The sequence below is a fragment of the Chryseobacterium sp. 2VB genome (genome assembly GCF_005503635.1).
GTDB lineage: Bacteria > Bacteroidota > Bacteroidia > Flavobacteriales > Weeksellaceae > Chryseobacterium > Chryseobacterium cupriresistens.
In genome coordinates this window covers 16,505-42,832 of sequence record NZ_SCNC01000004.1, presented here as the reverse complement: position 1 = coordinate 42,832, position 26,328 = coordinate 16,505, and the positions used below count along the sequence as shown (strand labels likewise).

Below are 26,328 nucleotides of genomic sequence, written 5' to 3'. Positions count from 1 at the left end.
GGCAGGGCCTTAAAGCCCTGCCTTTTTCAAAAAAGAAAAAATTATGGAAACACTTGAACTTAAAGAAACCACCAGTAAAGAATGGCGTAAAGAGAATATCATCCGATTAAAAACATATCTCAATAAGAATACTAAGATTGTTGATCTGGTACAGGCACAGCACAAACTTAAAAATGCAGGGCTTCTGTTGAATGAAAAATATTATTTGGAGTTTTTGATATTGGGCGAAAGCCAAACCAAAAAATTCACCGAGAATATGACCACCAAAGAACTTTTTCCTTTGAATGAATTGAAATGTTTAACAACTAAAAACGAAGAAAATGGAAAAATTTGATGACGAATTCGGTGATTTATCCGGATATAAAATATTGTCTTTTGAAGAAATAACCCAAGGGTTTGAAGGCAGCAAAAATCCGTTGCAGGGAATAACAAGCAATTCTTTTGAGGAAATGAGCGCTTTCAAGAATAGTCCTTTTGGGCAGTATTGGGAGAAGAATATTCATGAATGGGCAAAAGATATCTTCGGAGCTTCAAAAATAATAGAAAAAAAGAATCTTACCATTGCAGATTTGTCAAAAAGGGTATCGTATAGTCAAGCATATGCTTACGGGGAATTCTCTGATACTTCAAAGTATAATTTTGTAGTATATTCACATCCTGATGGAGAAGAAGTTATAAAAATGTATGAAGACCCTAATAAAATTCCCCAAAAGCCTTTTGAGGTATTAGTTTTCATAGAAACAGATGATGGTAAATTTGATTTTGGAAAAATTGTTCGGGTAAAATTCGGGAAAGCTGTAATAGATGATTTAAAAAATAAGTACTTCCGAGAATTACCTTGGAAAGATAATGATCCTGAAGATATTGCTGAAGCCTATATTAAAAGAGCATGGGCAACGAGTGTATCAGCACAAACGGTAAACGCAGTGGAGCAGGAAGAAAATACACCAGACTTTAAAAATTTGATGATAAAAGCGATTCAGTATGAATATGATAATCACAAATTTGATGACTTCTCTTGGTTTATGGTGATTATTAAAGGCGGAGAGTATTTGGATTTTAATCTTCCTAATTGGGCTTTTGGAATTGGACATTGGCTAAGAACCAAAAAATACAAAGAAGATAAATACTGGAATGGTGATTTGCCTGAAAAAGAATATACTCCTGCTTTTTTACCGAACTCTTTTTTTTATGACAAGCAGGAAGACCGGGTGAAGTCATTAAAAGAGTCTTTTCATAAGCCTTATGATGCTTTGAAATCAGAGATTAATAAGAAGATTACTCACGACGATCCCGTTTCCAAAGTGGTAAAAAAATGGATCAATCAAAATATAGATGAGTGCCAAAAGATAACAGACGGATATCTTGAAGGTCTTGCCAAAATCTATATTCCTGATGGAAGTTTACAAACCATCATAAAACATTATCATGCATTTTATGTGGGTCTTTATAACGGAATACTGGAGTTTTTAGCTCTTTTATGTGATCTCGTTGCGATCATTATTCTGATATTGAGAGATGAAATAGGCTTTAGAATGACAGATAAGCTCACTGAAAAATTTGAAAATTTTGTTATTGCCCTTTTTTATAATACTTTTGAATTACTGGATAAAATTTGCAAAAAGTTTTACAGAATAGTGTTGGATTTTGGTAAATGGTATCTTGCTTATGAGGGGAAAAGCTACTTTTTGCTGAAAGAATTAGGGGAACTGGTTCCGGACATTATAATGTTTCTTATTCCTGTTTTAAAAGGCTCTAAAGCAGCAAAAATAGGTGCAGTAGTAGAAAAAGAAGCGGTAGAGGAAGCTGTGGAAAAAACCATAGAAAAGACAGTAAAAGAAACAGCGGAAGAACTTACGGAACAGGAAGCCAAACACATCTCTCAATCTGCCAAAGAAGCTCTGGAAACAGGAAAAACCAAGGAAGCAACAGAGCAGGCTGTAAAAGAAGCTGAACAAAAGGTAAAAGAAAAAGCACTTCTTTATGAGGAGATTCAGGAGGTATCTTTTTGGATGTCTAAAGAATTGAAGATTCTTTTAAAGAATGAAAAATTTAAAGAAATTTATAAAGGCTTAGCAAGTAAGAAAATAAAACGTGTCATGCGTGATGTTTTATTGTTGGAGGAAGAAGCTGTAATTAAACATTATACAACAACTGAGGGATATGAACGTTTTAATAAAGCACTTCGTGGAGAAATAAGTACTACAGAAGAGTTTATTGCTCAAGAAAAACTTTTAAATCAAGCCTTAGATAAACTTCCTGCATATAATACAGATAAAATATTATATAGGATAGAAAACCTTACTGAAGAACAAATCAAAAACTATTATATAGAAGGGAAAACAGTTACAAATAAGCACTTTACTTCTAGTACTCACGATATAAAAGCTCTTAGAGATGCAGCATGGGTTAGAAAGTATACCTGTATAATTAACATTGAAGGGAAGAATGGAAGATTAATTGAAAATGTTTCTACATTTTACCGAGAAAGAGAAGTGTTGTTTAAATCAAAAACAAAATTCTATGTAAAAAAAGTTGGTTATACACTTGATCCAAAAGATCCAGATGATTTTACGAAACTTATTAGAGAAATAACTTTAATTGAAAAATAAAAACTTATGAAAGAAATGGATAATTTAGAAAAATTGATAAATGAAAGAAATGATCTACTCAAAAAATATGGTAATAAATCTTTCAGGAATGAAGAAGAGGCAAAAGCATATATTAATGCTAACAAAAATGAATTAAAAAGACTAAAAGAGGTTCAACAACAAATTAAAGACATAGAATGGGATTCAATGTCACCTCAAGAAAAGAAAGAATATTTAGAATATGAAAAAATGTTGAAGGAAAAATATTCTGACGATTAAATTATAAACTGCCTTTAATTTTACTAAAAAAATTCGCAAAAGAAAAACGGTAGAAGAGCTTACAGAGCATTGCGTGTAAAACATCCTGAACTTTTTGCCTAACTCTATAAAATAGCAGGATTGAAAAAAGTGTACCAACATATGGATGACTTTATGAAAACCCGACCGAAGTTTCACAATATAAATTTGGTAAACCAGCTGTGGAAAGGAAAAATTATAAACAAGTTTCTTTTCCCAACTAACCTAAGAAAATTGTATCTTAAGTATTTGGAAGAATTTCCATGATTGAGGAGAGGATTTAATCAGGCAGAATTTAAAACCACCATCTTAAACAAAGGACAAAAAGTAGAGGAAGTCGTAGAGTTTTCGTTGTCGGGGGATATTGATAAATTAGCTAAACATTTTGGTAATCCACCAGATTTGCCTGAAAACACCATTGATATCCTAAGTGATTATGATAATTTTGAAGCGTTTGTGAAAGGAGCAAGTGATTTTGAAGGTAAACCAAGAAATTATGATAGTGAAATAAAATATATTTTTAATTTCCCCCGCTGCCGCACGATTGTATCGTGTGGCTTTTGTTACCAACTTTCTCAAAAGTTTTTATCTTTATAAAAACATAAAAGATGAGCGGAAACTACAAATTTTTTATAACCCTGAAGGACTATACTTTATAAGCTTCGCTGTAGTAGGCTGGTTAGATGTTTTTATTAGAAATGAATATAAAGAAATTCTTTTAGAAAGTTTAATGTTTTGCCAAAAGAATAAAGGATTAGAAATATACGCATGGTGTATTATGTCAAGCCATGTACATTTAGTTTTTCGAAGCACACAAGGGCAAAAACCAGAACTTCTCATTGGTGATTTAAAAAGATTTACAAGCAAGGCTGTTGTAAAAGCTATTAAAGAAAATCCTCAGGAAAGCAGAAAAGAATTTCTGTTGAATTTCTTTCTTCAGGAAGGTGCAAAGACATCCAATGTGAATCAATATCAGTTTTGGAGACATGACAATAAACCAATTGAGCTTTGGAGCAATCATATAATCATGCAAAAAATAAATTATGTACATCAAAACCCTGTTGAAGCAGGGTTGGTTTTCCGTGCAGAAGATTACAGATATAGTAGTGCTGTAGATTATTCTGATGAAAAAGGACTTTTGGATAATATTGTTGTTTTTAGAATGTTTGGCTTGTGAGAAGACCACACGAAAGGATTCGTGCGGCAGCGAGGGTTTTTTATATAACTGGATACGTATAGATAGTATAAGTTTGTATAAAAATGATCCGGGAGTTTCTTCTAAAAATAAACAAAACTTGGATAAAGTATTTCCAATGTTTCTACATGATACATTAAGAAATGGAGATTATAAGGAAGAATTTTCAGATGGAACTTTTGGAGACATAAAATATTTCCGAGATATGAAAACGCGATTAATAAGTTAAGCGGCAAAGCCAAGTCCAATGCCAAATTTATAATGACTTGGAATAGTTTTAGAAACATTTTAAACCGAAATAAACCCCGGCCGCCTTCAAAGGCGGCCGGGGTTATTAAACTAAAAAAATAAATTAAGGATGTTCATTTCTCGCTCTGATGACCAGATTCACTAAATCCGAGCCGCCACTTGCAAAATTATCACTTGGATTATGCGCGCTTTGAGTCGCTACAGCATACGGAGAACCATCCCAATATCCCCAGAAAGGACCTCCGCTTTGTCCAGGCCATATATCAGCTTTATGGCTCATGCTTTCGTTGTCATCAGCACTCCAGAAATCTCCATCCAGTGCGATACCTGTTTGGTAGGTAGGTCTTTGCGTTCCGGTAAGGTCTCCCGGATAGCCTGCGTGAGTCCAGTAAGCACCTCCGTCCCATGAATCTGAATAGGATTTTGAACCTAACCAGCCTGTACTGTTTCCGATAGGTCTGTCCAATACAATTACCACATAATCATATTGTATCTCTGTAGAATCAATAGAAGGTCCTGCCACTTTATACTTGTAATACGTTAAGGTACCCCAGGCAGTTCCGTAAGGAGCGCTTCCGTTGTAATACATTGGGGTGAATTTCAGCCATCCCGTTGTATTATTAGGCTGCCAGTCTACAATGTGAGAGCAGGTAAGAAGGTGTCTTGGTCCGATCATCACACCGCTTCCAGACCCCAGAGAACTTTCTACTCTGCCGACACATCTCCATGGATAGGCAGTAGAATTGTATACTTTTCTCTGATCGGCTCCAAAAATGGTTCTTGCATTTTCAGGAGTCAGGAAAGAATCTCTGTCGATAAATTTAGGTTTACGGTCTCTTTTCGGTTCAAGCTTCGGATTGTATTCGAAATCAGCATGGGTAGGATAGAAATGGTCGGTTTCCAGTGCCCGGTTTTCTGCTGTTTTTTCGTCCATAGGCATTCCTATTGTTTTCATTCCTTTAGGAAAAGTTCTTCCGTTAATGGTTTCCATAGCGGGAGCCTGCTTAAATAGTTTTTCAACTGCTTCTGGTTTTTCAGTTGATTTTGCTTTGACAGCTCTAAGTCTTGACACTTCTTCAGCGGTCATTGGATTGTTGTTTTCGATTTTTGACATGATTATTATTTTTAATCTGGTAAATTCCTACTCTTTTGAGGGCTTTTCGGATTCCGCCGGTAATGGTTATTAGTTAAGTGAATATTTTTTGTGAAAATTCTGCAGTGATGCTTTCTGTCTGGTTGATCTGGGCAGCTCCCATAGCCGCTAAGGCAATGGCAACCTGTTTATCAAGAGTTTTTCTTACAATATTACCGTTGGTAGCACGCAATATTTTACAGAAATGATACGTAAAATAGCCTCGTATCTGTCCGCTGATATTTCCTTCCATGGATACCTGATTGTCTTTTGCTGCAGCCCATAACGTATGATTCATTCCGGCAACAGGCACAAGCGCTTTAGTGAGAACGGTTGATTTTTTTGAATTTTTAGAGGTTTCCATTTCACTGGCGTAAGTGAGATAAAATTCATCCTCAAGCATTGGAGGAATATAGCGGGCTGTTTCGTTGAGAAGATCAGCTTCCAGCCCCAGATCCATTTTTCGGGTTCCCGTTCCGGAGTAGCAGCAGTCGAAAATGACTTCCATATTCACTCCGGCTTTTAGCTTGCTGAGAACGGTTTTAAAATCATCATCACGAATGACACCGTTATTGGCATAATCATGCGGACAAATAGCCTCGTCCAAACCATCCAGTTCAAGATCCGATCCGATATTGGCCACTCTGGTTCCGTGCCCTGAATAATAAAAAACAAGAGAATCTCCTTTTACACTCGTGCTGATCATGGATTTCAGATAGTTCAATATATTCGCTCTTGTAGCATTCTGATTGGTCAGGATTTTAATCTTTGCCGGACTAAAACCACAGATCACCAATGTGTTTGCCATATCTCTCGCGTCATTTACACAGCCGTTAAGATCCGGACCTCCGTATCCGATGGGTGCATAATCATTAATTCCTACGATAAGTGCTTTTTTCATTGTATTAGTTTTAAAAAATATTCCCTACTCTGTTCCGGCTTTTCGGGTGCTGCCTTTTTGTGTTTTTTTCTATGACAAAATTCCATCTTTCAGAAGAGCAAAAACAGAGGAGAAAACCGTATTTTGAAAAAGGAAAAACACCTTTTGTTTGTATATGAGTGAGTTATGAAATAAAAATCCGGCAGCTTGAAAAGCTGCCGGATACATAAAAAGAATGTAAAGATGTTTATTTTTTCAGGGAATAAATAGGATTAAAAATTAAGTCAGCACAAATCATGCTTCAAAGCAAAAAGTACCAGACCCGCTCTGTTTTTTATATCCAGTTTCACAAAAACCGAATCTCTGTAGCCATCAATGGTTTTAGGACTGAGGCACATTTTGTCAGCAATCTCCTTATAAGTAAGTTCGCTGCAGGCCCATTTGATAAATTCTTTCTCCCGGTCTCTCAGCTCAGAAAGCAGGGAGGCATTTTTCGCTTCCTCTGTTTTTACTTTCAATAACTTTTGGGCTACAAAATCAGTATAAAAGCTGCCTTTCTCAAATACCGTTTCAATAGCCTGGAAAAGGATAGAAGGCTGCATGTCTTTCAGCAGATAGCCTTTAGCGCCTGCTTTCAGCATTTTAATCAATATTCTTTCATCATCATCCATGGTAAGGGCAATGACTTTAATATCAGGATAATGCTCTGTAAGCCATTCTGTAGTTTCTATACCATTTTTATAAGGCATATTGACATCCATCAGGACTACAGCGGGTAATTCAGAAGCTTTTTCCACGCCTGCAATAAATTCTTCTCCGTTGGGATGATTCATAATGACCCGATATTGAGTGTTTTCTGTGATCATATTCTCCAGTGCTTTGGAGATTAAGGTATGATCATCAACGATCGCTATGGGAATAGTTTTCATAATAAATTTTTATGATAGGTTATCAAAGTTTGTGTTCCTTTATTCAGTTCTGAATGTATAGATAGTTCAGCGTGAATCAGTTTGGCTCTCAGTTCCATATTTTTTAATCCTGAGCCGTCCTGATTACTATTGATATCAAAGCCTCTTCCGTTGTCCGAGATACTGATATGTAATTTTTCACAGTCATCCTCCATGTGTATGGAAACATTTTTGGCTTTGGAATGTTTCAGAATATTATTGATACTTTCCTGGATAATTCTGAAAAGGATCAGTCCGTGTTTAGGCGAAATATCAATATCCTGCTTTTGTGTGATGAATTCTATTTTTAATAATTTCAGTTTTTTAATTCTCTTAACTTCTCTTTCAATGGATTCTGCCAGTCCGAAATGAATAATCTGTTCAGTAATCAATGTTTTAGACAGGTTTCTGATATCCTGTATACATTCTCCCAATAATTCATTGAGTTCGATGAGATCTTCTTTTTCTGTATTTTGGAGTTTGGTAATCAATTGGTTCTGGCGTAAGCGGACTACGGATAGTTTTTGACCCAGATCATCATGTAATTCCTGCCCGATATAATTCAGAGTCTGTTCTTTCATTTCTACCTGGGAAGTCGCCAGTTCCTTTTCAAACCGAAGATCTTTTTCCTTCTGCTCAATCAGCAGGGTTGTTTTTTTCCTGATAAAAACCGCATAGATGAAGACCATTGTCAAAACAACGATGAATAAAGTAATCGTAAAGATGATGACCAGATTATTCTCTTCCATATCTGCAAAGCATTTATCTTGTTCTTTCCTGTTTGTTCCAGATTAAACCCAATATGAGTATGCCATTACTGATCAGATTCAGCATAAATAAAATAAAAAAATAAATAGTCTCTGAAACAGTAGTTCTGAAAAAAAGTATCGGAATGCTTCCGATAAAAAATATCATTAGAGATACTGATATCCAGAAGGGTAAATAGTTTTTAATTTCTAATATTTTGTCAGAATTAAAGGTTTGATACAGGAACAAAATAATTGAAAACAACAACAGAAGAATATCTGCATAGAGCATATTAAAAGAAAAATGATGAAGCAGATCATCTTCCGTATAAAACATCACAACAATATTGAGGACAAAAAGAACCAGGATGATGGTCTGTATCTTTTTGAGCAGCGGAACATATAATAATTGGTAATAATACAGTAAGTACAGAAAAAATACAATCATTAAAAAACCAATTACATAGAAGATGTCCGTAGGCAGATTGGTCAGCTTGAAATAGAAATAACAGGAAATATCAATCAGGGAAAACAACAGATATCCTATGATAAAAAATAAATTCTCCTTTCCGGTTTTTCTGTATTTTATGACCATTAGAATCATCACTACAATGGAAATGGTCATCGATATCTGTTTCCCTGTTTCAATATTCCAGTTCATAATGCTGTGTTTTTTAAGGCATTGTTTCCGATAACGTTTTTGGTGGCGGGGCCAGATTGGTCATATTCATAGATTCTATTGAAGTAACGTCTGTGTTTTCTTCGGTGGTGGCTGATCTGGCCATGGCCTTCTCTCTTTCTCTTTTTTGGGCAGTAGGTACTAAAAATATAGTTTGGTAACCTGCATATTCAGGTTTTGCCATTCTGTTTTTAGGATGATTCATTGGATATTTTCCCATGTAGATCCTGATTCCTGGATTTTTTAATTTTTGTTTTCTGGCATTTTCTTTTACATATTTAATATAGCCTTCCATATCTTCAAGCGAAAACCAGTACCATCTCGAATCGGGTTCACCGTTTCTGTACTTCATGAGAATTTCATGATTGGTTCTGGTGTATTCATCAAAAAGAACTCGCCCTTCACGGTAGCTGATCAGTTTCTTTTTATAACTGTTGCTTACAGGTTCTTTAGGAGGTTCGGTGCAGCTAAGCAGACAAAATGCCAGAATAAGAGCTGCACATAAGGGACTTAAAATCTTAGTAAAAAAGGAAGTTTTCATTTTTATGGTTTTAATTTTATGGAACAAAATTAGCGAACGGCACAACTATAAAAAAGGGTGAAAACACTGTTTTTATCCTTTACTAAATTTACGACTTTTTGATATTCAGTTGAATATGAATTATGAGGTTTGTTCTTTTTAATTAAAAATATCCAATGGTACTCCTTCAGTAATAAAATTAAAACCATGATGAACATTCATGGTTTTGAAGGAAATGGTTTACCTTTTTATTCTCTCTTTTTCAATCTGCTTTTCACCCCATAGCCTCAGATAATCAATAAAAGGAATGAGCTCGGCACCGGTTTCCGTTAGAGAATATTCTACCTTAGGAGGAACTTCGTGATACACTTCTCTATGGATAAGCCCGTCATCTTCCAGCTCCCGGACAGTCTGGGTAAGCATTTTAGGAGTAATATCAGAAAGGGTTTTACGAAGTTCGCCATACCGCATAACTGTCTTCAGATGAAGATACCATAAAATACGGCCTTTGTACTTTCCTCCAATCCGTTTAAAGGCATAATCAACAGGACAGGATGGCTCATTGGTAACTTTTTTTATTTTTAACATTTTTTCAATGGTTTGATAATCAGTATTAGTATGTTTTTAGTATGTAGATTACCAAAAAGTACATACTTGCTGCAAAGATATGATGAGACTACATTTGCCCGATAATTAAAATCAAAAAAAATGAAAGCTGTTATTGTAAACGAAGCAGGAGGCGTTGAAAATCTTCAATTTACGGAAATAGATAAGCCTGTCATAGGAAATGATGAAGTATTGGTAAAAGTAGTATCGGTAAGCATTAATCCTGTAGATGTAAAGTCCAGAGCATATGAAGGAGTTCTGAACTGGATTTTTGAAGAAAAGAGGCCCGTTATTTTAGGATGGGATATCTCGGGAGAAGTCGTAGAAACCGGGAAAAGTGTAACTGATTTTAAACCGGGAGATGAAGTCTTCGGAATGGTCAATTTTTTTGGAAAAGGAAATGCCTATGCAGAATATGTGGCTGCCCCGGCGGCTCATCTGGCATTAAAGCCTAAGAATATTACCCATCAGCAGGCTGCCGCGGCCTCAATGGCTGCTTCAACGGCATATCAGGCCTTAGTGGATGTTGCCGGAATTAAAAAAGGAAGCAGGGTTCTGGTCCATGCCGCTTCAGGTGGTGTCGGTCATTTTGCTGTTCAGATGGCGAAGCATTTCGGAGCGTATGTTATCGGCATATCATCCGGTAAAAATAAAGAATTTGTTTTGTCGCTTGGAGCTGATGAACATATTGATTATACAACGGAAAACTTTTATGAAAAGGTGCAGGATGCAGATATCGTCATAGATACCCTTCAGGGAAAAACGCTGTCGGATTCGGTAGATATTGTAAAAGAGAATGGTATTATCATAACACTTCCGACGCCTGAGATTCCTGAGGATATTGCATTGAGAGCCAGGCAGAAAAAGGTGAATATTGAGTTTATGATGGTACAGTCTAAAAAAGAAACTGCAGAAGCAATTGCGGGCTTATTGAAGCAGGAAGCATTGAAACCATTTGTTTATAAAACTTTCCCGTTTGAAGACATAGCACTGGCACACCTGGAGGTTGAGACCAGCCGCGTTGCAGGAAAAGTAATAGTAAATCTGTAAAATAAAAACAGGACCGGAAATCTATTCCCGGTCCTGTCAAACAAGATTAAGTGTAAAATTTAGCCTTTGCAGGCAAAAAGGATAATTCAAATGTGAACAGATTTTTATTGATTCTTAATCTATGTTTAGGGGAATTGATAGTAATGGTATTTTATTTTTATAGGCCATTATGGCTGTTTTGCTTCGATGGAAAAGAGATTCTACAAGATTATATTTATAAGGAATCATGGTTAAAAGGTCTGGCCCCGTCAGTCTTATTTCCTCTTCAATAGCTTTGATGACCTCAATGGATTGAATCATTTTAAAGCTATACTTAATATCATCCAGATCATATCCGGAGTTCAGATCAATATCATGAATAACTTCAGCAAAATCTTCTAATCTTTCACTGACATTGAAAACCTCAATCTCAGCATTGAATTCATTAATAAAGTGGTAAATATCATTCATGGCAGACCAGGTCATGCTTTTGTGCGTATCATAAGCAAAAAGTATTTTTTGGATTCCAGTATATTCTATGTGGGCAGGAACAATGAGTATCGGTTTTTTAATTCTGTGGATAGCTCTTGTTACACTGTTTCCTAAAAGCTTTTGTTCCAGAGTTTTTTCAGCCATTCCCATTACAATAAAATCACAATCGTGAATCTGCATACAGTTTTCAAGCTCTTCAATAAAATTGCCGGAAGCCAGATGATGCTGGGTTTCGACAGTATATAATCTTTTAAGCTCCGCCGCCTTATCCTCCATTTTTTTCTGATTTTTAAGCGTTTGAGTGTAGAAAAAATCAGCAGAAACCTGTGCATTCAGGGCATGGATGGAAACGGATTGAAGATTGAAAAGCACAATCCTGTATTTGTTTTCTTTAGCCATAGATGCTGCATAATTAGTGGCATTTTCAGCTTCGTGGGAAAAATCTGTGCAGACAATTATTGTTTTCATTGTACCGGATTTAATACCACAAAACTATGATAGACAGTTATTCCCTGATTATAAAAATACTGTGATGTTGCATAAAATGATGATGAAATGTCTTTTTCAGGTGATGAACCGTTACATTCATTTTAACTCTGCTATTTTACGTTTCAGGTATTGTTTTGGCGGTCTCGTCCAAAATAGAAGATATTCATATAAAATCTATTTCTATATTTACATTCATAAAGTCCCGGATATGAACAGCATTTCTGCCATCAGGAAAAAAATAGTACGGAATAAGAAGATTCTTTCCACCATGAAAAGAAGGCTGGTGATCTGGGCGTTAGCAGTGGTCACTTTCTGTGTTTTTTCCTACCTTATTGATCCCTTTGATCCCGTTTGGAAAGGCTACCTTGATGCTCCTTTAAAAATGATTCTGGAAGACGCCACATGGATTGTCTTTTTTTCCATTATCATTTCTGAGGTAAGTATATTTATAGACAGAACACTCAATAAGTGGCTTCCCTGGAGAAACAGGACCGTAAAGCGGTTATTCATTCAGTGTTTGCTTCAGATCGTGGGAAGTGTTTTGATTGTGATTATTATTAATGCAATCGTGGATGGCACTTCAGTCACATTACCTGAAATGGATTCCCGCAAAGAATATACACTTCTGGGACAATGGATTGCTACTAATATTGTCATATCGTTGATTATCAGTGCTTTTAATACCGTTGATTATTTATTGGAAAACTGGAAAAAAACAGCAGTAGAAGCTGCCCAGCACAAACTGAGGGCATCAAAACACAAGCAGGCTGCAATGGCGGCAGAACTTCAGGCACTTAAGCTTCAGATAGATCCGCATTTTATTTTCAATAACTTAAGTGTGTTGTCAGAACTCATCCTCGAAGATCAGCAGTTGGGGTATGAGTATTCCGAGAAATTTGCGAGAGTATACAGATACTTATTAGTAAATTCCAAAAAAGACATTATCGCCGTAGAAGAGGAACTCAAATTTTTAGAATCCTATATCTTTTTGATTGAAAAAAGAATAGGTGAAGGCGTTATATTCAAAATAGATATTCAGGAAGAGTACAGATCCAGATTTACCCTTCCGCTGTCTTTACAGTTGCTGGTTGAAAATGCTATTAAGCATAATCAGACATCCAAAGTAAACCCTCTGGAAATTTACGTTTATACAAACCCTGAAGGAGAGCTGGTAGTTTCTAATACATTTCTGCCTTTGATCAACAAGCCTGATTCCTCGGGAGTAGGACTTACCAATATCATTGCACGATACGAAATCTTAGGATATCCTAAACCTGTGATTGAAAAAACTGAAGATAAATTTATAGTAAAACTCCCATTGATATGAAGATTAATAAAGTTTTAATTGTTGAAGACGAAAGACCCAATGCAGACAGGTTAAAAAGACTGTTGTTGAAGTTAAGACCCCATATCGAAATTCTGTCTGTGGAAGACTCGATTACCTCAACAGTACACTGGCTGGAAAATAATGTCGTTCCGGATGTTATTATGATGGATGTGCGCCTTGCAGATGGTCTCAGCTTTGAAATATTTAACAAACATGAAGTTAAGAGTGCCGTCATATTTACAACAGCATACGATGAATATGCTGTCCAGGCATTCAAATACAATAGTGTAGATTACCTCCTGAAACCTATTGAAGAAGAAGAGCTGGATGCCGCCTTAAAACGCTATGAAACCTTTATGGAAGCCGTCCCGGTAGTAGGAACAGCTATTGAAGGGTTATTAAATTATATCCAGCCGAAAGACTACAGAAAACGTTTTCTCATTGCCCATAGAGATGGATATAAGACCGTGCTGGCAGAAGATATCCTCTATTTTTATACCGAATTGGGAATCAGCAAAGCCATGCTGAATACCGGAGTGGTGGAGAATGTTCCGCAAACCCTGGAAGAGCTTGAAAAACAATTGGATCCTAAATTCTTTTTCCGTGCCAACAGACAATTTATCATTCATATCAATTCCGTTAAGCAGATTTTAAATCATTTTAATGGGAAACTGAAGCTGGAACTAAGGAAACAGCCTGATATGGAAGTGATTGTAAGCCGGGAAAAAGCTTCCGTTTTCAAATCCTGGATGGATTATTAATTCTAAAAAAAATACAGAGGAAGCTGTCTTAAAAATCAAATAATTTGACCTATGTCATTCTGACGAAGGAAGAATCTCATCAATATCCCAATACATGAGATTCTTCACTACATTTATGAACTTCGTTTGCAGACTTTCAGTCCGTGTTCAGAATGACATTTTTGAGACATCCTCTTTTTCGTTTTACTTGTGAAATCCATATGTTTATCCTTAATGGTTTCACTCTTATTTCCCCATAAAAATCTCTTTTTTGTCATAATTACAAAGGAAAATAGCGGTTTTCTTTTCATTTTTCCTATCATACGTTTCATCTGCGATTAATGACACTTCACCCAACTTCTGAATGAATATCACTATAAGATGAAGTTATTTTGCTCCTGTAAAATTTAAAAACCAATGTTATGAATTATAGAAAAGGATATCTGGTACTTTCACTTACAGCTGCAGCGATATTGTACTCGTGTGGTTCCGGGAGCGGTCAGGAGAATGCCCATCAGATGCAGCAGGCATTGCCTACAGATTTTATTCAGGTAAAATCCGGAGATGCTGACGTGTCTACAGGATATCCGGGAAGCATAGAAGGACAGGACAATGTGGATATCAAAGCACAGGTAACGGGATATCTGGAGGCAGTATATATCAAAGAAGGGCAGTATGTAAATAAAGGGCAGACCCTTTTCAGAATAAATCCATCGGTGTACAACGAGCAGGTCAATACCAATGAAGCAGCCTTGAAATCAGCGTTGGCGGCACAGGAAACAGCAAGACTTGAAGTGGAAAAACTGAAACCTCTTGTAGAAGGAAAAGTAGTTTCCGATATGCAGCTGAAAACCGCTCAGGCGAGTTATAAAGCGGCATCAGCACAAGTTGCACAGGCACAGTCATCATTGGGATCCTCAAAGATTAACGCCAATTTTACGTATATCAAAGCACCGGTGAGCGGATACATAGGCAGAATTCCGAACAGAGTAGGAAATCTTATCAGCCCGTCTGATCCATCACCACTAACCACGCTTTCAAGCATCAACACCGTGAATGTGTACTTCTCCATGAATGAAGCTGATTTTATTGCGCACAGCAGAGCGGCAGCATCAGGAAATACAGCAGAAAATGTAGAGCTTATCCTGGCAGACGGTTCCACTTATTCTCTTAAAGGAAAACTGGAAAATGCCAGCGGAAATTTCGACAGAAATACCGGAAGTATTCAGATGAAAGCTGTTTTCCAGAATCCGGATAAATTATTAAGAGCCGGAGGAACAGCCAGAGTGATGATTCATAATGCCCTGAATGGTGTGATTAAACTTCCGAAAACCTCTGTAAAAGATATTCAGGACAAATTCTTTGTTTATAAACTGAATGGTAAGGATAAAGTGAAAATGACCCAGATTACCGTTTCAGGAAGTACCTCCCAGGATTACTTCATCAAAGAAGGCGTGAAGGCAGGAGATAAGATTGCCATTAACAGAATTGATGCTCTTACAGACGGAGCACAGGTGGTGGCACACACTGTTCCTTTGAAATAGTTGTATAACCTTTCTTAGAAAATTCAAAAATGTTAAAAAAGATAATAGACCGTCCTGTACTGGCGACGGTAATATCCCTTATCATTGTTATTTTAGGGATTATAGGATTAAACCAGCTGGCGGTGACCAGATTCCCGGATATTTCTCCGCCCACGATTACCGTTTCAGGATCATACCCCGGAGGAAACAGTGAAACCGTGATCCGTTCTGTGGTAACACCGCTGGAAGAGCAGATCAATGGAGTGGAAGATATGGAATACATGAAATCTACGGCAAGTAATGACGGAACATTCTCGATCTCCATTATATTCAAACAGGGAGTGAATGCTGATCAGGCAGCCGTAAACGTGCAAAACAGAGTACAGCAGGCCACCCCGATACTACCGCAGGAGGTAGTGAGAATGGGATTGACCACCTCCAAGCAGCAGAACAGTATGGTGTTGATTTTCAATATTTATACGGAAGATAATAAGCAATACGATGAAACCTTCCTTCAGAACTATGCGAATATCAATCTTATTCCTCAGGTCAAAAGAGTAAAAGGGGTAGGACAGGCCATGGTTTTCGGGTTGAAAGATTATTCCATGAGAATATGGCTAAACCCTCAGAAAATGTCATCGTACGGGCTTGAACCGGCAGATGTTTCCAGAGCGATTGCAGACCACAGTTTGGAATCGGCTCCCGGTAAGCTTGGGGAGGAATCTGATGCAGCCTTGGAATATGTAATCCGATATAAAGGAAAAAAGAACAAACCGGAGCAATATGAAAATATCATTGTTAAAAATACAGGAAACCAGGTTATTAGGTTAAAAGATGTTGGCCGTGTAGAATTCGGAGCGATTTCAAATACCGGAGATAACCTTTCCAATGGAAAAAATGCGGTTACTGTAGCGATTATGCAGACTACAGGATCCAACGCCAACCAGATTGAAATAGGCGTAAACAAAGCTCTTGATCAATTATCGAAATCATTTCCTCCGGGTATCAAATACACGAAGGTAATGAGTACCAAAGAAAGATTGGATGAGGCTACAGGACAAGTAAAATCTACTTTAATAGAAGCATTTATTCTTGTATTTATTGTGGTATTTATATTCCTGCAGGATTTCAGATCTACCATTATTCCGGCAGTGGCGGTTCCGGTGGCGATTATAGGTACCTTCTTCTTCCTTCTGGTCTTGGGATTTACCATCAATGTACTGACGCTTTTTGCCCTTGTACTGGCCATCGGGATTGTAGTAGATGATGCCATTGTAGTGGTGGAAGCCGTTCACAGTAATATGGAAGGAACGGACCTTTCCGGAAGAGAAGCTACTCATAAGGCAATGAGCGAGATTACAGGAGCGGTTATTTCCATTACACTGGTGATGTCGGCGGTATTTATCCCGATCGGATTTATGTCCGGTTCAGCAGGATTATTCTATAAGCAGTTTGCGTATACATTGGCCATAGCCATTATTATTTCAGCGGTTAACGCATTGACATTAACTCCGGCTTTGTGTGCCGTGTTTCTGAAAAACAATCACTCGGGAGAAGGCAAAAAACCAAAAGGATTCGGGCAAAGATTTGCGGTAGCATTCAATGCGGGCTTCAATAATATGACCAACCGCTATGTAAAGGGAGTACGCTTTTTAATAGGAAGAAAATGGATTGCAGGAGGATTAATCATAGCCGTTATCGGGGTTGCAGGATGGCTGATGTCAAGTACGCCAAAAAGTTTTGTACCAATGGAAGACGACGGATTCTTTATGTACACTTTAAGCATGCCTCCGGGAACAGCATTGACCAAAACGACAGAGGTTTCCAACAAGATCAATGATATCTTAAAAGGAGTAGAGGCTGTGCAGGAAAATACTTCCATTACAGGATACAACTTACTCAGCAATAGTGCGGGACCTGCTTATGCGATGGGATTTGTTAAGCTGAAGCCTAAGAAAGAAAGAGGTGATGTTCAGGATATCCAGGAAGTGGTAGACATGGCGACGGCAAAATTGGGAGTGATCAAAGAAGGAAGTGTAATGACCTTCAGAATGCCTCCGGTAGAAGGATACGGAATGACGAATGATGCCGAAATCGTACTTCAGGACCGTATGGGAAGAGATCCTCAGGTTCTTAAAGCGAAAGCAGATGAACTGATCGGCCAGCTGATGCAGGTTCCGGAAGTAGCATTTGCCTACACCATGTTCAGGGCAGATTATCCTCAGATGGAGCTGGAAGTGAACGAAGATAAAGCAAAACAGCTGGGAGTAAGCATTTCCAATCTGTTGGGAACTGTTCAGACCTATTTCTCGGGAGATCAGTCTCAGAATTTTTCAAGATTCGGGAAGTTCTATAGAGTGAATATTAAAGCTGACGGTGTTTTCAGAATGGATGAACAGGCCTTCAATGATATTTTTGTAAAAAATGAAAAAGGGGATATGGTACCAGTGAATACGCTGATTACTTTGAAAAAAGTCTACGGTCCGGAATCCGTTCAGCGATACAATCTTTACAATTCATTAAATATCAACGTATCTCCAAAACCAGGCGTAAGTAATGGAGAATTGATGGGTAAACTGGAACAGACTTTAAGCAAACTGCCATCTGACTACAGCTACGAATGGACCGGGTTGAGTCTGGAAGAAAAATCAGCAGGTAACCAGACGATTGCCATCTTCGGATTGTGTTTACTTTTTGTATATCTGCTGCTGGCCGCTCAATATGAAAGTTATATTCTTCCTCTGGCGGTAATGCTTTCCATCCCCACAGGAATTGTAGGCGCATTTTTAGGAATAAAAGCCATCGGACTGGATAACAACATCTATGTACAGGTAGGACTCATCATGCTTATAGGTTTATTGGCCAAAAATGCCATTCTTATTGTAGAATTTGCCATACAAAGGCGTAAGGCAGGACTTTCTATTCTGGATTCTTCATTGGAAGGGGCAAAAGCAAGGTTACGTCCGATTATCATGACATCATTAGCTTTTATTGTGGGAATGGTTCCACTGATGATTTCTTCAGGAGGAATGGCTTCTGGAAACAAATCCATCAGTACAAGTGCTGCCATGGGAATGTTGAGCGGAGTGGTTTTAGGAGTTTTCGTCATTCCTGTACTCTACATGTTCTTTCAGTATCTGGATGAGAAATTTTCTGCCAAAAAGAAGTACAATACGATAGAAAATCAATTGACAAATGACACTATTTAATATAAAGAATTTCCTTATTTCAGGCGCAATGGCATCACTACTGATGTCTTGTGCCGTAGGGAAAAAATATACAAGAACAGACCTTCAGATTCCTGAAACCTACAAAGAACCTGTGCAGGTGACAGGAGATACAGTAATTCTTCCCTGGAAGACATTTTTCAAAGATCCAAAGTTGATAGGCCTGATAGATAAAGCCCTATCAAGAAACAATGAAGTGAATGTCGCTTTGAAAAATATAGAACAGCTGGATCTGATTTATAAACAAGCTAAGCTGGGTCTGATGCCAACATTAGATCTTACAGCAGGTGCCAACAGAAGCTGGGCTTCCAAAAATACCCTTAACGGCTCTCTGAACGAACAGTTTGTCGGCACAAAATATATGGATGATTTCAGTGCTGCATTGAGGCTTTCCTGGGAAGTAGACATTTGGGGAAAAGCGAAAATGCAGAAAGAATCCGCGGCAGCAGAATATTTTGGACAAAAAGAAAATTTAAATGCCATCAAAAGCAGAATCGTCGTTCAGGTAGCTCAGGCTTATTATAATCTGATCAGTCTTGATGAACAGCTGAAAATAGCCGAACAGAATATTGAGCTGAGTGACAATACCCTTAAAATGACGAATCTTCAGTTTGCGGCAGGACAGATCAATTCATTGGCGGTTCAGCAATCGGAAGCACAGAAGAAAACCGCTGAGCTGCTGATTCCTTTGGCAAAACAGAATATTTCGATTCAGGAAAATGCTTTGAGCATCCTTTGCGGAGAATATCCCGCGAAGATAGAAAGAGAAGGAACCCTTAAAACAATGATTCCCGAAAACAAACTGTCTGAAGGATTACCGGCACAACTGCTGAGCCGTAGACCGGATCTGAAGATGGCAGAGTTCAACGTAATTAGCCTGAACTCAAAAACCGGACTGGCAAAAGCAGCCATGTATCCGAGTATCAGTTTAAGCCCGCAAATAGGAGTCAATTCCAATAAATTCAGTTCATGGTTTGATATTCCTGGATCTATTACCAAAGCGATTGCTGCTAATCTTGCTGCGCCTGTTTTTCAGAAAAAAGAATTGAAAACAGCGTATGAAACAGCTTTGATTGAACAGGAAAAAGCAGCCATCAATTTTAAACAATCTGTAATGACAGCTGTGGGAGAGGTTTCCGATGCTATGGCAAAGTCTAAAGGTTCTTCAGAAAGATTACAGCTTTTAGAACAGAGAACAGCAATTCTGGACAAGGGAATCAATGATGCGTTGAAGCTGTATAAAAGTGGTATGGCAACCTATCTGGAAGTCATCACTGCCCAGAACAATAAACTGCAGAATGATCTGGAAACCATCAATGTTACCCTTGAAAAACTAAATGCTGAGGTTGATCTTTACAGAGCACTTGGAGGAGGAATACAATAAAATACAACGGGTAAATAATGAAAAGGAAGCTATACATGTAGTTTCCTTTTTGCTGTTTTGACGCATCAATATAACTCTATTATCTAACAGGTATGGAATTTGCAATGAAGAGATGAAATTTTACGTTCACAAAATCAATTGGTTATAATTTTTTTTATTCTTTTTTCTAAAAAAGGATGCAAGATTTTCAGAAAACAGGATTTATATAGATGAGTACTCGAAAATAATTAATGTTTAACGAAAATGTAATGCAATGAAAAAATTGACAGTACCCCGATTTTTTATGACAGTTTTAATGGTTTTGGCAGGATTGACCCTATTCTCATGTAATGATAATGAAGGACCGGACATTCCGCCTGTAAAAATGGAAGAATTATCAGGAAACTATAAAGGAAAAATGATTATTGTACAAGGAACTACCAAAAGAGAAGGAATAAAAGAATTCAAAGTAAAGAAAGATACGATCTCTTTTGCTGAATTTCCAATAGGTGAAATCGTAAAAACTGTGGTAAAGGATCCTGCAAAAGCTGAAACTGCCATAAAATCACTTGGAAAAGTGAACTATGATATTAAATATGCAGCAGTGATCAATACCGCAAATAATGTGATAGAGCTTACTCTTACTCCAAAAACAATGGAGCTTCAGATTCCGGTAGATGGAGTCAACAAAAAAACGGTTGTGGAATTCGTTTCTAAGCAAAAAGGATATTATGTAGGGATGGATAGAACGCTTAGATATGCGCTCACAGCAGAAAAAATTACAGTAGACGGAACAGTGGTTACTCCTTATGAAGTGATCGATTATAATTTCCCGTTCTGTATAAAAAATTAATAAATAGTATCATCAATGGATTGCACTTTATTAAAAAGATGCAATCTATTTTTGCCTGACAGTTTTATAACATCCCGGTGGATACGGAGGCAGTTGCATCATATGGAAGAAAGTAAAGAACAGATTTTGGTAAAGCACCTTCTGAAAAAGGAAGAGGCTGCCTGGAAAGAGCTTTTTGGAGCTTATTCCGGAAATCTGTCCTATGTATGCTCCCGTTATCTGGCAGAAAAAGAAGATGTTCATGATGTGCTTCAAAACAGTTTTATCAAAATGTTCCGTTCGATAGAATCTTTTGAGTACAAAGGTAGTGGTTCTTTAAAAGCCTGGATGACCCGTATCACAGTCAATGAATCTTTGAAGCATATTAAACAGAAAGGTGACTTTAAATCAGCAATTGAAGTAAATGATCTTCCGGATATCCCTAATGAAGAAGAACCGGATTTTGAAGAAATCCCCCGCGATGATATTATGATGATGATCAGAGCTCTTCCTGATGGCTACCGGACTGTTTTTAACCTGTTTGTATTTGAGAAAAAAAGCCATAAAGAAATTGCCGGGCTGCTGGGAATTGCAGAGAATTCTTCTGCATCACAGTTTCACCGTGCAAAAGGATTGCTTGTTCAGAAAATAAAAGAATTTAAAATGTCAAAAAAAGCACAATATGAATAACGAATGGCTAAATAATCTGCGAAGCAGAATGGATGACCATGAAGAGGACGTTCCGGAAGGGTTGTGGGATGACATCAGAGATGAATTATTTTCAGGAGAAGAAAATAGAAGCATTCCCGCATTTGTTCCTGAAATGCATGAAGGAGAAAAGGAAAAGGCAGAAAAGATAGCTGGCAGAGGTCAAAAATCCCTGTTTTATCGTATCGGAGGAATTGCTGCTGCTATTGCATTGCTGTTTTTGCTGACAAAATTATGGCCACAGAATGATACAGAGACAATGCTGTCTCAGATACAGACAAACGTGCAGAAAGAGAAAAATTCTTTAAAACCTGTACGAGCCGAACATGCTTCATCAGAAGAAATGACATCGGTGTCAGAAGCTCCATTAACTGAAAATATAGTGAATACCGGACCTTGGTTGAAAGAACAGACCCGAAAATATTTTGAACCCGTAAGGAAAAATGAGCTAAAGGATATAATTAAACTGCCAACGGCTTCAGAATCTTTTCAGCAGGAAAGTAAGATCGCTCAGAAATTATCTCCTGTTGATGATACAGCGAAAGAGCAGTTTGTGGAAAATAAAAATGATGAGGTTCTTTTTAAGCAGGAAAAAATAAAAGAAGTATATGCAGGAAATGCAACCCATCATACCAGAAAATCCAGAGACAAAAAATCATGGATGCTGGGTATGCTTACAGGCAATATGGCTTCCAATTCTGCAGAACAGCAGTTTCCGGGTTATGCTTCAATCACAGGAAAAGCGATGAACGTTGAGCAGGTATGGATGACTTCCGAATATCATGATGATCCTCTTACGGCTATACTACTGGCCAATCAAAGTCAGCCGGTAGAAGCAAGAATCAGACATAAAGTGCCGGTTACATTTGGACTTTCTGTATACTATAATTTAGGGAAAAGATGGGGAATAGGAACAGGACTGAATTATACCAAGCTGTCTTCTGAACTGCATTCCGGAAGTGACAACAATTATATTAAAGGAGATCAGACGGTTCATTATCTGGGAATTCCGGTACAGGTTAATTATAATGTCATTCAAAAAGGAAGATTCACAGGATATATTACAGGCGGAGCCCTGGTAGAAAAACCGATAGCAGGAAATATTACAACAACGTATGTTGTGAATGATGAAATAAAGGAATCCTCGAAGGAACGGCTGGACCCAAAACCTTTCCAGTTTTCTGTTAATGCGGCAGCAGGCCTGCAGGTGAAACTCATTGACAAGGTTGGAATTTATGCAGAACCGGGAATAGGATATCATTTTAAAGAAGAGAATGCTCCGAATACCATTTATAAAGAAAAGCCCCTTCATTTTAATATGAAATTCGGAATCAGAGTGCTGCTGGATTAATGCAGCCCATTTTAAAACACCAAACTTAATAATTGATATATGAAAACAAAACTAATTTTTTTAGTGGTTTTATTATTCTCCGTTTTGGATATAAAAGCACAATGCACGCCTACAATTACCAGTGCGAGACTCGGACAAAAATATCCGGGAACGATCTTATTCTGTGATACGGAAGATGAAGTTCTTTCCACGACACAGACTTACGCAAGTTATCAGTGGTATAAACAGGAATGGACCTGGCAGACACCTAATAACAATCCATGGGTAGCCATTCCGGGAGCGACATCACAACAGTTAACCATTAGTGGCAATGACCAGCTGAATTATTTTAAGGTAGTTGTTTCCCAAGGCGACTGTACAGCGGAAAGTCCTACAGCATTTGCAGATGGCTTTGTATATGGGCTGCCGGCAATGATGACTACTTATACTCCAGGCACCTATGAAGAAAATATGGGAACAGTGAAGGTCTGCAACGGAGCTTCTGTACAGTTTGACAATATATTTCCTTTAGTATATGGCAAACATACCTGGTTCAAATGTGTGCCAGGGAGCAATCCACCGGTAGCAGGAGATCCTTGTATTATTGCAGGTGTAGTAGGAGACACCTATGTTGCAACAAGCTCAGGGAAATACGGATTTTATGCATGTACGGAATATTGTCCGGATCAGTGCCAGATGTTAGATCCGTTTGCTTTTGTTGAAGTGACTTTCGGAGATTGGGAATTCTGTAGCAATCTGGGAACTGGAGAAACAAAAATTAAAGATAATAATCTGAAAATTTATCCTAACCCTACGGCACAGCACCTTTATATCGGTAAAGAATCTGATAAAATCTATAAAGAAGTTATCATTATAGATATGTCCGGAAAACTTGTTCTGAAGAAAAATGATCACAGGTATAATCAGCCGATCGATGTAAGCGGTCTGGTTCCCGGGAATTATATCATTGTTTCCAGGAGCACAGACGGAACAGAATATAAAAACAGATTTATAAAAAAATAATAGGATTATAAAATCTGAAGATGCTAAAATATTGATTGTGGGAAGGAAGATTGGATGTCTGAGGAGGGATGTTCCTTGTATTGAAGAAGAACTGAAGTGATTTATTTTAATACTTTACGCTCATAGATACATTTTCATCCTTGTTAATCTAATGACGATCATAATTACCCCAAAAAGGAATTTCCTCTTTCCGGCATCCGCTTCCTGACTTACACTTAATGTTCAGTAATTCAGATGGCATAATCTTTTTCGTTAGTTTTTAATAATGGTTGAGTCGGTACAAAGAAATTTGTACCGGTTTTTTTATTATCATCATCGTGCTTCTACAAAAATATCTGAGGATCTGTTTTCTTAAAATCTTTTTTTAAATATCTGTCTGGCTAGAATACTGTTAATATAAAACCCGGATTTTCAAAATAGTATATTCATTACTTTTACTTCAAAAACACACCATGCTGATCAAAATTTATGGAAGTGCCATTCATGGAGTGGCCGCACAGACAATTACTATTGAAGTGAATGTAGATACCGGAGGAGTAGGATACCATCTTGTGGGGCTTCCTGATAATGCCATTAAAGAAAGCAGTTACAGGATTTCTGCAGCATTGAAAAATGTAGGATTTAAAATTCCCGGAAAGAAAATTACCATTAATATGGCTCCTGCAGATCTTAGAAAAGAAGGCTCTGCTTATGATCTCAGTATTGCTATTGGCATCCTAACCGCCTCAGATCAGATATTGGCAGAGAACGTTAAAGACTTTATTATTATGGGAGAACTTTCCCTGGACGGAAGTTTACAGCCGATTAAAGGTGTTTTGCCCATTGCGATCCAGGCTAGGGAAGAAGGGTTTAAAGGAATCATTCTTCCAAAACAAAATGCCAGAGAAGCAGCCATTGTAAATGACCTCGACGTGTACGGAGTAGAAAATATCAGAGAGGTTATCGACTTTTTCAACGAAGGAAAAGCGCTTGAAAAAGTGACACTGGATACCCGAAAAGAATTTCATGAAAAGATCAATGATTTTCCTTTTGATTTCTCTGAAGTTAAAGGCCAGGAAACAGCCAAAAGAGCGATGGAAGTAGCTGCAGCAGGCGGACATAATATTATTCTGATCGGCCCGCCGGGAAGTGGGAAAACAATGCTGGCCAAAAGAGTTCCCAGTATTTTACCTCCTCTGACATTGAAAGAAGCGCTGGAAACAACAAAAATTCACTCTGTAGCCGGGAAAATAGGAACAGAAACATCATTGATGACTGTTCGTCCCTTCAGATCTCCGCACCATACTATTTCTGATGTTGCCCTGGTGGGAGGAGGAAGTTACCCTCAGCCCGGAGAAATTTCCCTTGCTCATAACGGAGTTTTATTTCTCGATGAAATGCCTGAATTTAAAAGAACGGTGCTGGAAGTAATGAGGCAGCCTCTGGAAGATCGTGAAGTAACAATTTCAAGAGCCCGGTTTACGGTCAACTATCCTGCAAGTTTTATGCTGGTAGCTTCTATGAATCCCAGCCCTAGCGGGTTCTTTCCCGATGACCCTAATAATACCTCATCCGTTTATGAAATGCAGCGGTACATGAACAAACTTTCAGGGCCTCTTTTAGATAGGATAGACATTCATATTGAAGTTCAGAAAGTAGAATTTGAACAGCTTTCCGAAAAAAGAAAAGGTGAAAAGAGTAAAGATATCAGAGACCGTGTACTTAAAGCAAGAGATATTCAGAATAAAAGATATCAAAACCTCAATATCAGCAGTAATGCGCAAATAGGGCCTAAGGAAATTGAAGCGTATTGTGAACTGGACGAAACTTCTTTCGGTCTTATCAAATTAGCTATGGAAAAGCTCAATCTTTCGGCAAGGGCTTATGACAGGATTCTTAAAGTCGCCAGAACAATAGCAGATCTTGAAGGATCTGAAAATATCCTGTCGCATCATATTTCTGAAGCCATACAATACAGAAGTCTGGACCGTGAATTCTGGAATGGTTGATTTTATTCTATTTCGTTGATTTAAAACTAAATACTAAGTTTTATTTTCATAAGTTTAATTCTTACCTGTGAGTTTAACATAGGAATTATGTAACACATAGGTTGAAATATTATGTTAAGTTTGATTACCAAATTATTTATAATATCATATTATGGAAGTCAAATTCATAAATACTGCATAGAAAGCGTACCTCATTTATAAGGATAGAAGAAATATATTCTTACTTCTTTTTGAATAAATACATAATGTTTGAATGCAGAATGCCGATCCACTCATACAGAGGTCGGTGTATAACCTGTATCATTCAGTTTTGAGAAACTAATAAAGAAAACACATGTAGTAAATAAACGGTGGTTATTCCTCATGTCTTTACTTTTTAAATGCTTTCTATAGTTGAAACTCCACTCACAAATTT

General features: G+C 37.6%; 24 protein-coding genes. 16 read left to right on the top strand and 8 right to left on the bottom strand.

The window, feature by feature from the left end:
• The first annotated feature begins 43 nt into the window (after nucleotides 1-43).
• From FFS26_RS05570 to FFS26_RS05550, 5 genes are all read left to right on the top strand, one after another.
• Entirely contained in the window at nucleotides 44-334 is a 291-nt protein-coding gene (locus FFS26_RS05570; protein ID WP_137904503.1) for a hypothetical protein, read from the top strand.
• Nucleotides 321-2,612 carry an ADP-ribosyltransferase gene (locus FFS26_RS22745; RefSeq protein ID WP_228449396.1) on the top strand — a complete coding sequence of 764 codons (2,292 nt, stop codon included), beginning with the start codon at nucleotides 321-323 and terminating at the stop codon, nucleotides 2,610-2,612. Before FFS26_RS05570 ends, FFS26_RS22745 begins: the two co-directional genes overlap by 14 nt.
• 6 nt (nucleotides 2,613-2,618) lie before the next feature.
• Nucleotides 2,619-2,870, top strand: a complete 252-nt coding sequence (locus tag FFS26_RS05560) for a hypothetical protein (protein WP_137904502.1) — start codon at nucleotides 2,619-2,621, stop codon at nucleotides 2,868-2,870.
• A 285-nt stretch (nucleotides 2,871-3,155) separates the two neighbouring features.
• Complete coding sequence (locus tag FFS26_RS05555) at nucleotides 3,156-3,485, top strand: hypothetical protein (protein WP_137904501.1); 330 nt, start codon at nucleotides 3,156-3,158, stop codon at nucleotides 3,483-3,485.
• On the top strand, nucleotides 3,442-4,065 hold the full coding sequence (locus FFS26_RS05550) for an REP-associated tyrosine transposase (protein ID WP_228449395.1): 624 nt from the start codon (nucleotides 3,442-3,444) through the stop codon (nucleotides 4,063-4,065). Before FFS26_RS05555 ends, FFS26_RS05550 begins: the two co-directional genes overlap by 44 nt.
• A gap of 370 nt (nucleotides 4,066-4,435) precedes the next feature.
• On the opposite strand, the gene FFS26_RS05545 is transcribed toward FFS26_RS05550, so the two are convergent.
• The 7 genes from FFS26_RS05545 to FFS26_RS05515 form a co-directional block, all read right to left on the bottom strand.
• Nucleotides 4,436-5,446, bottom strand: a complete 1,011-nt coding sequence (locus FFS26_RS05545; protein ID WP_110009056.1) for a trypsin-like serine peptidase — start codon at nucleotides 5,444-5,446, stop codon at nucleotides 4,436-4,438.
• A gap of 73 nt (nucleotides 5,447-5,519) precedes the next feature.
• Nucleotides 5,520-6,365, bottom strand: coding sequence for a caspase domain-containing protein (locus FFS26_RS05540; RefSeq protein WP_137904500.1), 846 nt, complete (start codon nucleotides 6,363-6,365; stop codon nucleotides 5,520-5,522).
• A 263-nt stretch (nucleotides 6,366-6,628) separates the two neighbouring features.
• Nucleotides 6,629-7,273 carry a response regulator transcription factor gene (locus FFS26_RS05535; RefSeq protein ID WP_062672986.1) on the bottom strand — a complete coding sequence of 215 codons (645 nt, stop codon included), beginning with the start codon at nucleotides 7,271-7,273 and terminating at the stop codon, nucleotides 6,629-6,631.
• Nucleotides 7,270-8,040, bottom strand: coding sequence for a sensor histidine kinase (locus FFS26_RS05530; RefSeq protein WP_137904499.1), 771 nt, complete (start codon nucleotides 8,038-8,040; stop codon nucleotides 7,270-7,272). Before FFS26_RS05530 ends, FFS26_RS05535 begins: the two co-directional genes overlap by 4 nt.
• Before the next feature lie 13 nt (nucleotides 8,041-8,053).
• Nucleotides 8,054-8,698 carry a hypothetical protein gene (locus FFS26_RS05525; RefSeq protein WP_110009059.1) on the bottom strand — a complete coding sequence of 215 codons (645 nt, stop codon included), beginning with the start codon at nucleotides 8,696-8,698 and terminating at the stop codon, nucleotides 8,054-8,056.
• 13 nt (nucleotides 8,699-8,711) lie between these two features.
• The gene (locus tag FFS26_RS05520; RefSeq protein ID WP_137904498.1) at nucleotides 8,712-9,257 is read right to left on the bottom strand and encodes a hypothetical protein; all 546 of its coding nucleotides are present in this window, start codon (nucleotides 9,255-9,257) and stop codon (nucleotides 8,712-8,714) included.
• Between the two features lie 219 nt (nucleotides 9,258-9,476).
• Nucleotides 9,477-9,824 carry a winged helix-turn-helix transcriptional regulator gene (locus FFS26_RS05515; protein WP_137904497.1) on the bottom strand — a complete coding sequence of 116 codons (348 nt, stop codon included), beginning with the start codon at nucleotides 9,822-9,824 and terminating at the stop codon, nucleotides 9,477-9,479.
• 120 nt (nucleotides 9,825-9,944) lie between these two features.
• Here FFS26_RS05515 and FFS26_RS05510 point away from each other — a divergent pair, with 120 nt between their 5' ends.
• Complete coding sequence (locus tag FFS26_RS05510) at nucleotides 9,945-10,892, top strand: NADP-dependent oxidoreductase (protein ID WP_110009062.1); 948 nt, start codon at nucleotides 9,945-9,947, stop codon at nucleotides 10,890-10,892.
• A 114-nt stretch (nucleotides 10,893-11,006) separates the two neighbouring features.
• Here FFS26_RS05510 and FFS26_RS05505 read toward each other — a convergent pair whose 3' ends face one another.
• Nucleotides 11,007-11,831, bottom strand: coding sequence for a universal stress protein (locus tag FFS26_RS05505; RefSeq protein ID WP_137904496.1), 825 nt, complete (start codon nucleotides 11,829-11,831; stop codon nucleotides 11,007-11,009).
• A 229-nt stretch (nucleotides 11,832-12,060) separates the two neighbouring features.
• On the opposite strand from FFS26_RS05505, the gene FFS26_RS05500 reads away from it, so the two are divergent.
• From FFS26_RS05500 to FFS26_RS05455, 10 genes are all read left to right on the top strand, one after another.
• Nucleotides 12,061-13,179 carry a sensor histidine kinase gene (locus FFS26_RS05500; protein WP_110009064.1) on the top strand — a complete coding sequence of 373 codons (1,119 nt, stop codon included), beginning with the start codon at nucleotides 12,061-12,063 and terminating at the stop codon, nucleotides 13,177-13,179.
• On the top strand, nucleotides 13,176-13,940 hold the full coding sequence (locus tag FFS26_RS05495) for a LytR/AlgR family response regulator transcription factor (RefSeq protein WP_110009065.1): 765 nt from the start codon (nucleotides 13,176-13,178) through the stop codon (nucleotides 13,938-13,940). Before FFS26_RS05500 ends, FFS26_RS05495 begins: the two co-directional genes overlap by 4 nt.
• Nucleotides 13,941-14,341: 401 nt before the next feature.
• Nucleotides 14,342-15,463, top strand: coding sequence for an efflux RND transporter periplasmic adaptor subunit (locus tag FFS26_RS05490; protein ID WP_137904495.1), 1,122 nt, complete (start codon nucleotides 14,342-14,344; stop codon nucleotides 15,461-15,463).
• Nucleotides 15,464-15,492: 29 nt separating this feature from the next.
• Nucleotides 15,493-18,651, top strand: a complete 3,159-nt coding sequence (locus FFS26_RS05485; protein ID WP_137904494.1) for an efflux RND transporter permease subunit — start codon at nucleotides 15,493-15,495, stop codon at nucleotides 18,649-18,651.
• The gene (locus tag FFS26_RS05480) at nucleotides 18,638-20,053 is read left to right on the top strand and encodes an efflux transporter outer membrane subunit (protein ID WP_137904493.1); all 1,416 of its coding nucleotides are present in this window, start codon (nucleotides 18,638-18,640) and stop codon (nucleotides 20,051-20,053) included. The genes FFS26_RS05485 and FFS26_RS05480 overlap by 14 nt, the downstream gene beginning before the upstream one ends.
• A gap of 253 nt (nucleotides 20,054-20,306) precedes the next feature.
• Nucleotides 20,307-20,885, top strand: a complete 579-nt coding sequence (locus tag FFS26_RS05475; protein ID WP_137904492.1) for a DUF4840 domain-containing protein — start codon at nucleotides 20,307-20,309, stop codon at nucleotides 20,883-20,885.
• Between the two features lie 102 nt (nucleotides 20,886-20,987).
• Nucleotides 20,988-21,554, top strand: coding sequence for an RNA polymerase sigma factor (locus FFS26_RS05470; RefSeq protein ID WP_110009070.1), 567 nt, complete (start codon nucleotides 20,988-20,990; stop codon nucleotides 21,552-21,554).
• Nucleotides 21,547-22,923, top strand: a complete 1,377-nt coding sequence (locus tag FFS26_RS05465; protein ID WP_137904491.1) for a porin family protein — start codon at nucleotides 21,547-21,549, stop codon at nucleotides 22,921-22,923. The genes FFS26_RS05470 and FFS26_RS05465 overlap by 8 nt, the downstream gene beginning before the upstream one ends.
• A 39-nt stretch (nucleotides 22,924-22,962) precedes the next feature.
• Nucleotides 22,963-23,925 carry a T9SS type A sorting domain-containing protein gene (locus FFS26_RS05460; protein ID WP_110009072.1) on the top strand — a complete coding sequence of 321 codons (963 nt, stop codon included), beginning with the start codon at nucleotides 22,963-22,965 and terminating at the stop codon, nucleotides 23,923-23,925.
• A 452-nt stretch (nucleotides 23,926-24,377) separates the two neighbouring features.
• Nucleotides 24,378-25,913 (top strand): YifB family Mg chelatase-like AAA ATPase, encoded by a 1,536-nt coding sequence (locus FFS26_RS05455; protein WP_110009073.1) that lies wholly within the window; start codon nucleotides 24,378-24,380, stop codon nucleotides 25,911-25,913.
• Nucleotides 25,914-26,328: the final 415 nt, after the last annotated feature.

Bases quoted from the DNA above. Each gene is read 5' to 3' on its own strand.
- FFS26_RS05540 (WP_137904500.1), bottom strand. From the start codon at position 6,365: ATGAAAAAAGCACTTATCGTAGGAATTAATGATTATGCACCCATCGGA.
- FFS26_RS05500 (WP_110009064.1), top strand. From the start codon at position 12,061: ATGAACAGCATTTCTGCCATCAGGAAAAAAATAGTACGGAATAAGAAG.
- FFS26_RS05520 (WP_137904498.1), bottom strand. From the start codon at position 9,257: ATGAAAACTTCCTTTTTTACTAAGATTTTAAGTCCCTTATGTGCAGCT.
- FFS26_RS05530 (WP_137904499.1), bottom strand. From the start codon at position 8,040: ATGGAAGAGAATAATCTGGTCATCATCTTTACGATTACTTTATTCATC.
- FFS26_RS05545 (WP_110009056.1), bottom strand. From the start codon at position 5,446: ATGTCAAAAATCGAAAACAACAATCCAATGACCGCTGAAGAAGTGTCA.
- FFS26_RS05460 (WP_110009072.1), top strand. From the start codon at position 22,963: ATGAAAACAAAACTAATTTTTTTAGTGGTTTTATTATTCTCCGTTTTG.
- FFS26_RS05525 (WP_110009059.1), bottom strand. From the start codon at position 8,698: ATGAACTGGAATATTGAAACAGGGAAACAGATATCGATGACCATTTCC.
- FFS26_RS05455 (WP_110009073.1), top strand. From the start codon at position 24,378: ATGCTGATCAAAATTTATGGAAGTGCCATTCATGGAGTGGCCGCACAG.
- FFS26_RS05485 (WP_137904494.1), top strand. From the start codon at position 15,493: ATGTTAAAAAAGATAATAGACCGTCCTGTACTGGCGACGGTAATATCC.
- FFS26_RS05480 (WP_137904493.1), top strand. From the start codon at position 18,638: ATGACACTATTTAATATAAAGAATTTCCTTATTTCAGGCGCAATGGCA.
- FFS26_RS05470 (WP_110009070.1), top strand. From the start codon at position 20,988: ATGGAAGAAAGTAAAGAACAGATTTTGGTAAAGCACCTTCTGAAAAAG.
- FFS26_RS05570 (WP_137904503.1), top strand. From the start codon at position 44: ATGGAAACACTTGAACTTAAAGAAACCACCAGTAAAGAATGGCGTAAA.
- FFS26_RS05495 (WP_110009065.1), top strand. From the start codon at position 13,176: ATGAAGATTAATAAAGTTTTAATTGTTGAAGACGAAAGACCCAATGCA.
- FFS26_RS05510 (WP_110009062.1), top strand. From the start codon at position 9,945: ATGAAAGCTGTTATTGTAAACGAAGCAGGAGGCGTTGAAAATCTTCAA.
- FFS26_RS05515 (WP_137904497.1), bottom strand. From the start codon at position 9,824: ATGTTAAAAATAAAAAAAGTTACCAATGAGCCATCCTGTCCTGTTGAT.
- FFS26_RS05475 (WP_137904492.1), top strand. From the start codon at position 20,307: ATGAAAAAATTGACAGTACCCCGATTTTTTATGACAGTTTTAATGGTT.
- FFS26_RS05465 (WP_137904491.1), top strand. From the start codon at position 21,547: ATGAATAACGAATGGCTAAATAATCTGCGAAGCAGAATGGATGACCAT.
- FFS26_RS05560 (WP_137904502.1), top strand. From the start codon at position 2,619: ATGAAAGAAATGGATAATTTAGAAAAATTGATAAATGAAAGAAATGAT.
- FFS26_RS05505 (WP_137904496.1), bottom strand. From the start codon at position 11,831: ATGAAAACAATAATTGTCTGCACAGATTTTTCCCACGAAGCTGAAAAT.
- FFS26_RS05490 (WP_137904495.1), top strand. From the start codon at position 14,342: ATGAATTATAGAAAAGGATATCTGGTACTTTCACTTACAGCTGCAGCG.
- FFS26_RS22745 (WP_228449396.1), top strand. From the start codon at position 321: ATGGAAAAATTTGATGACGAATTCGGTGATTTATCCGGATATAAAATA.
- FFS26_RS05535 (WP_062672986.1), bottom strand. From the start codon at position 7,273: ATGAAAACTATTCCCATAGCGATCGTTGATGATCATACCTTAATCTCC.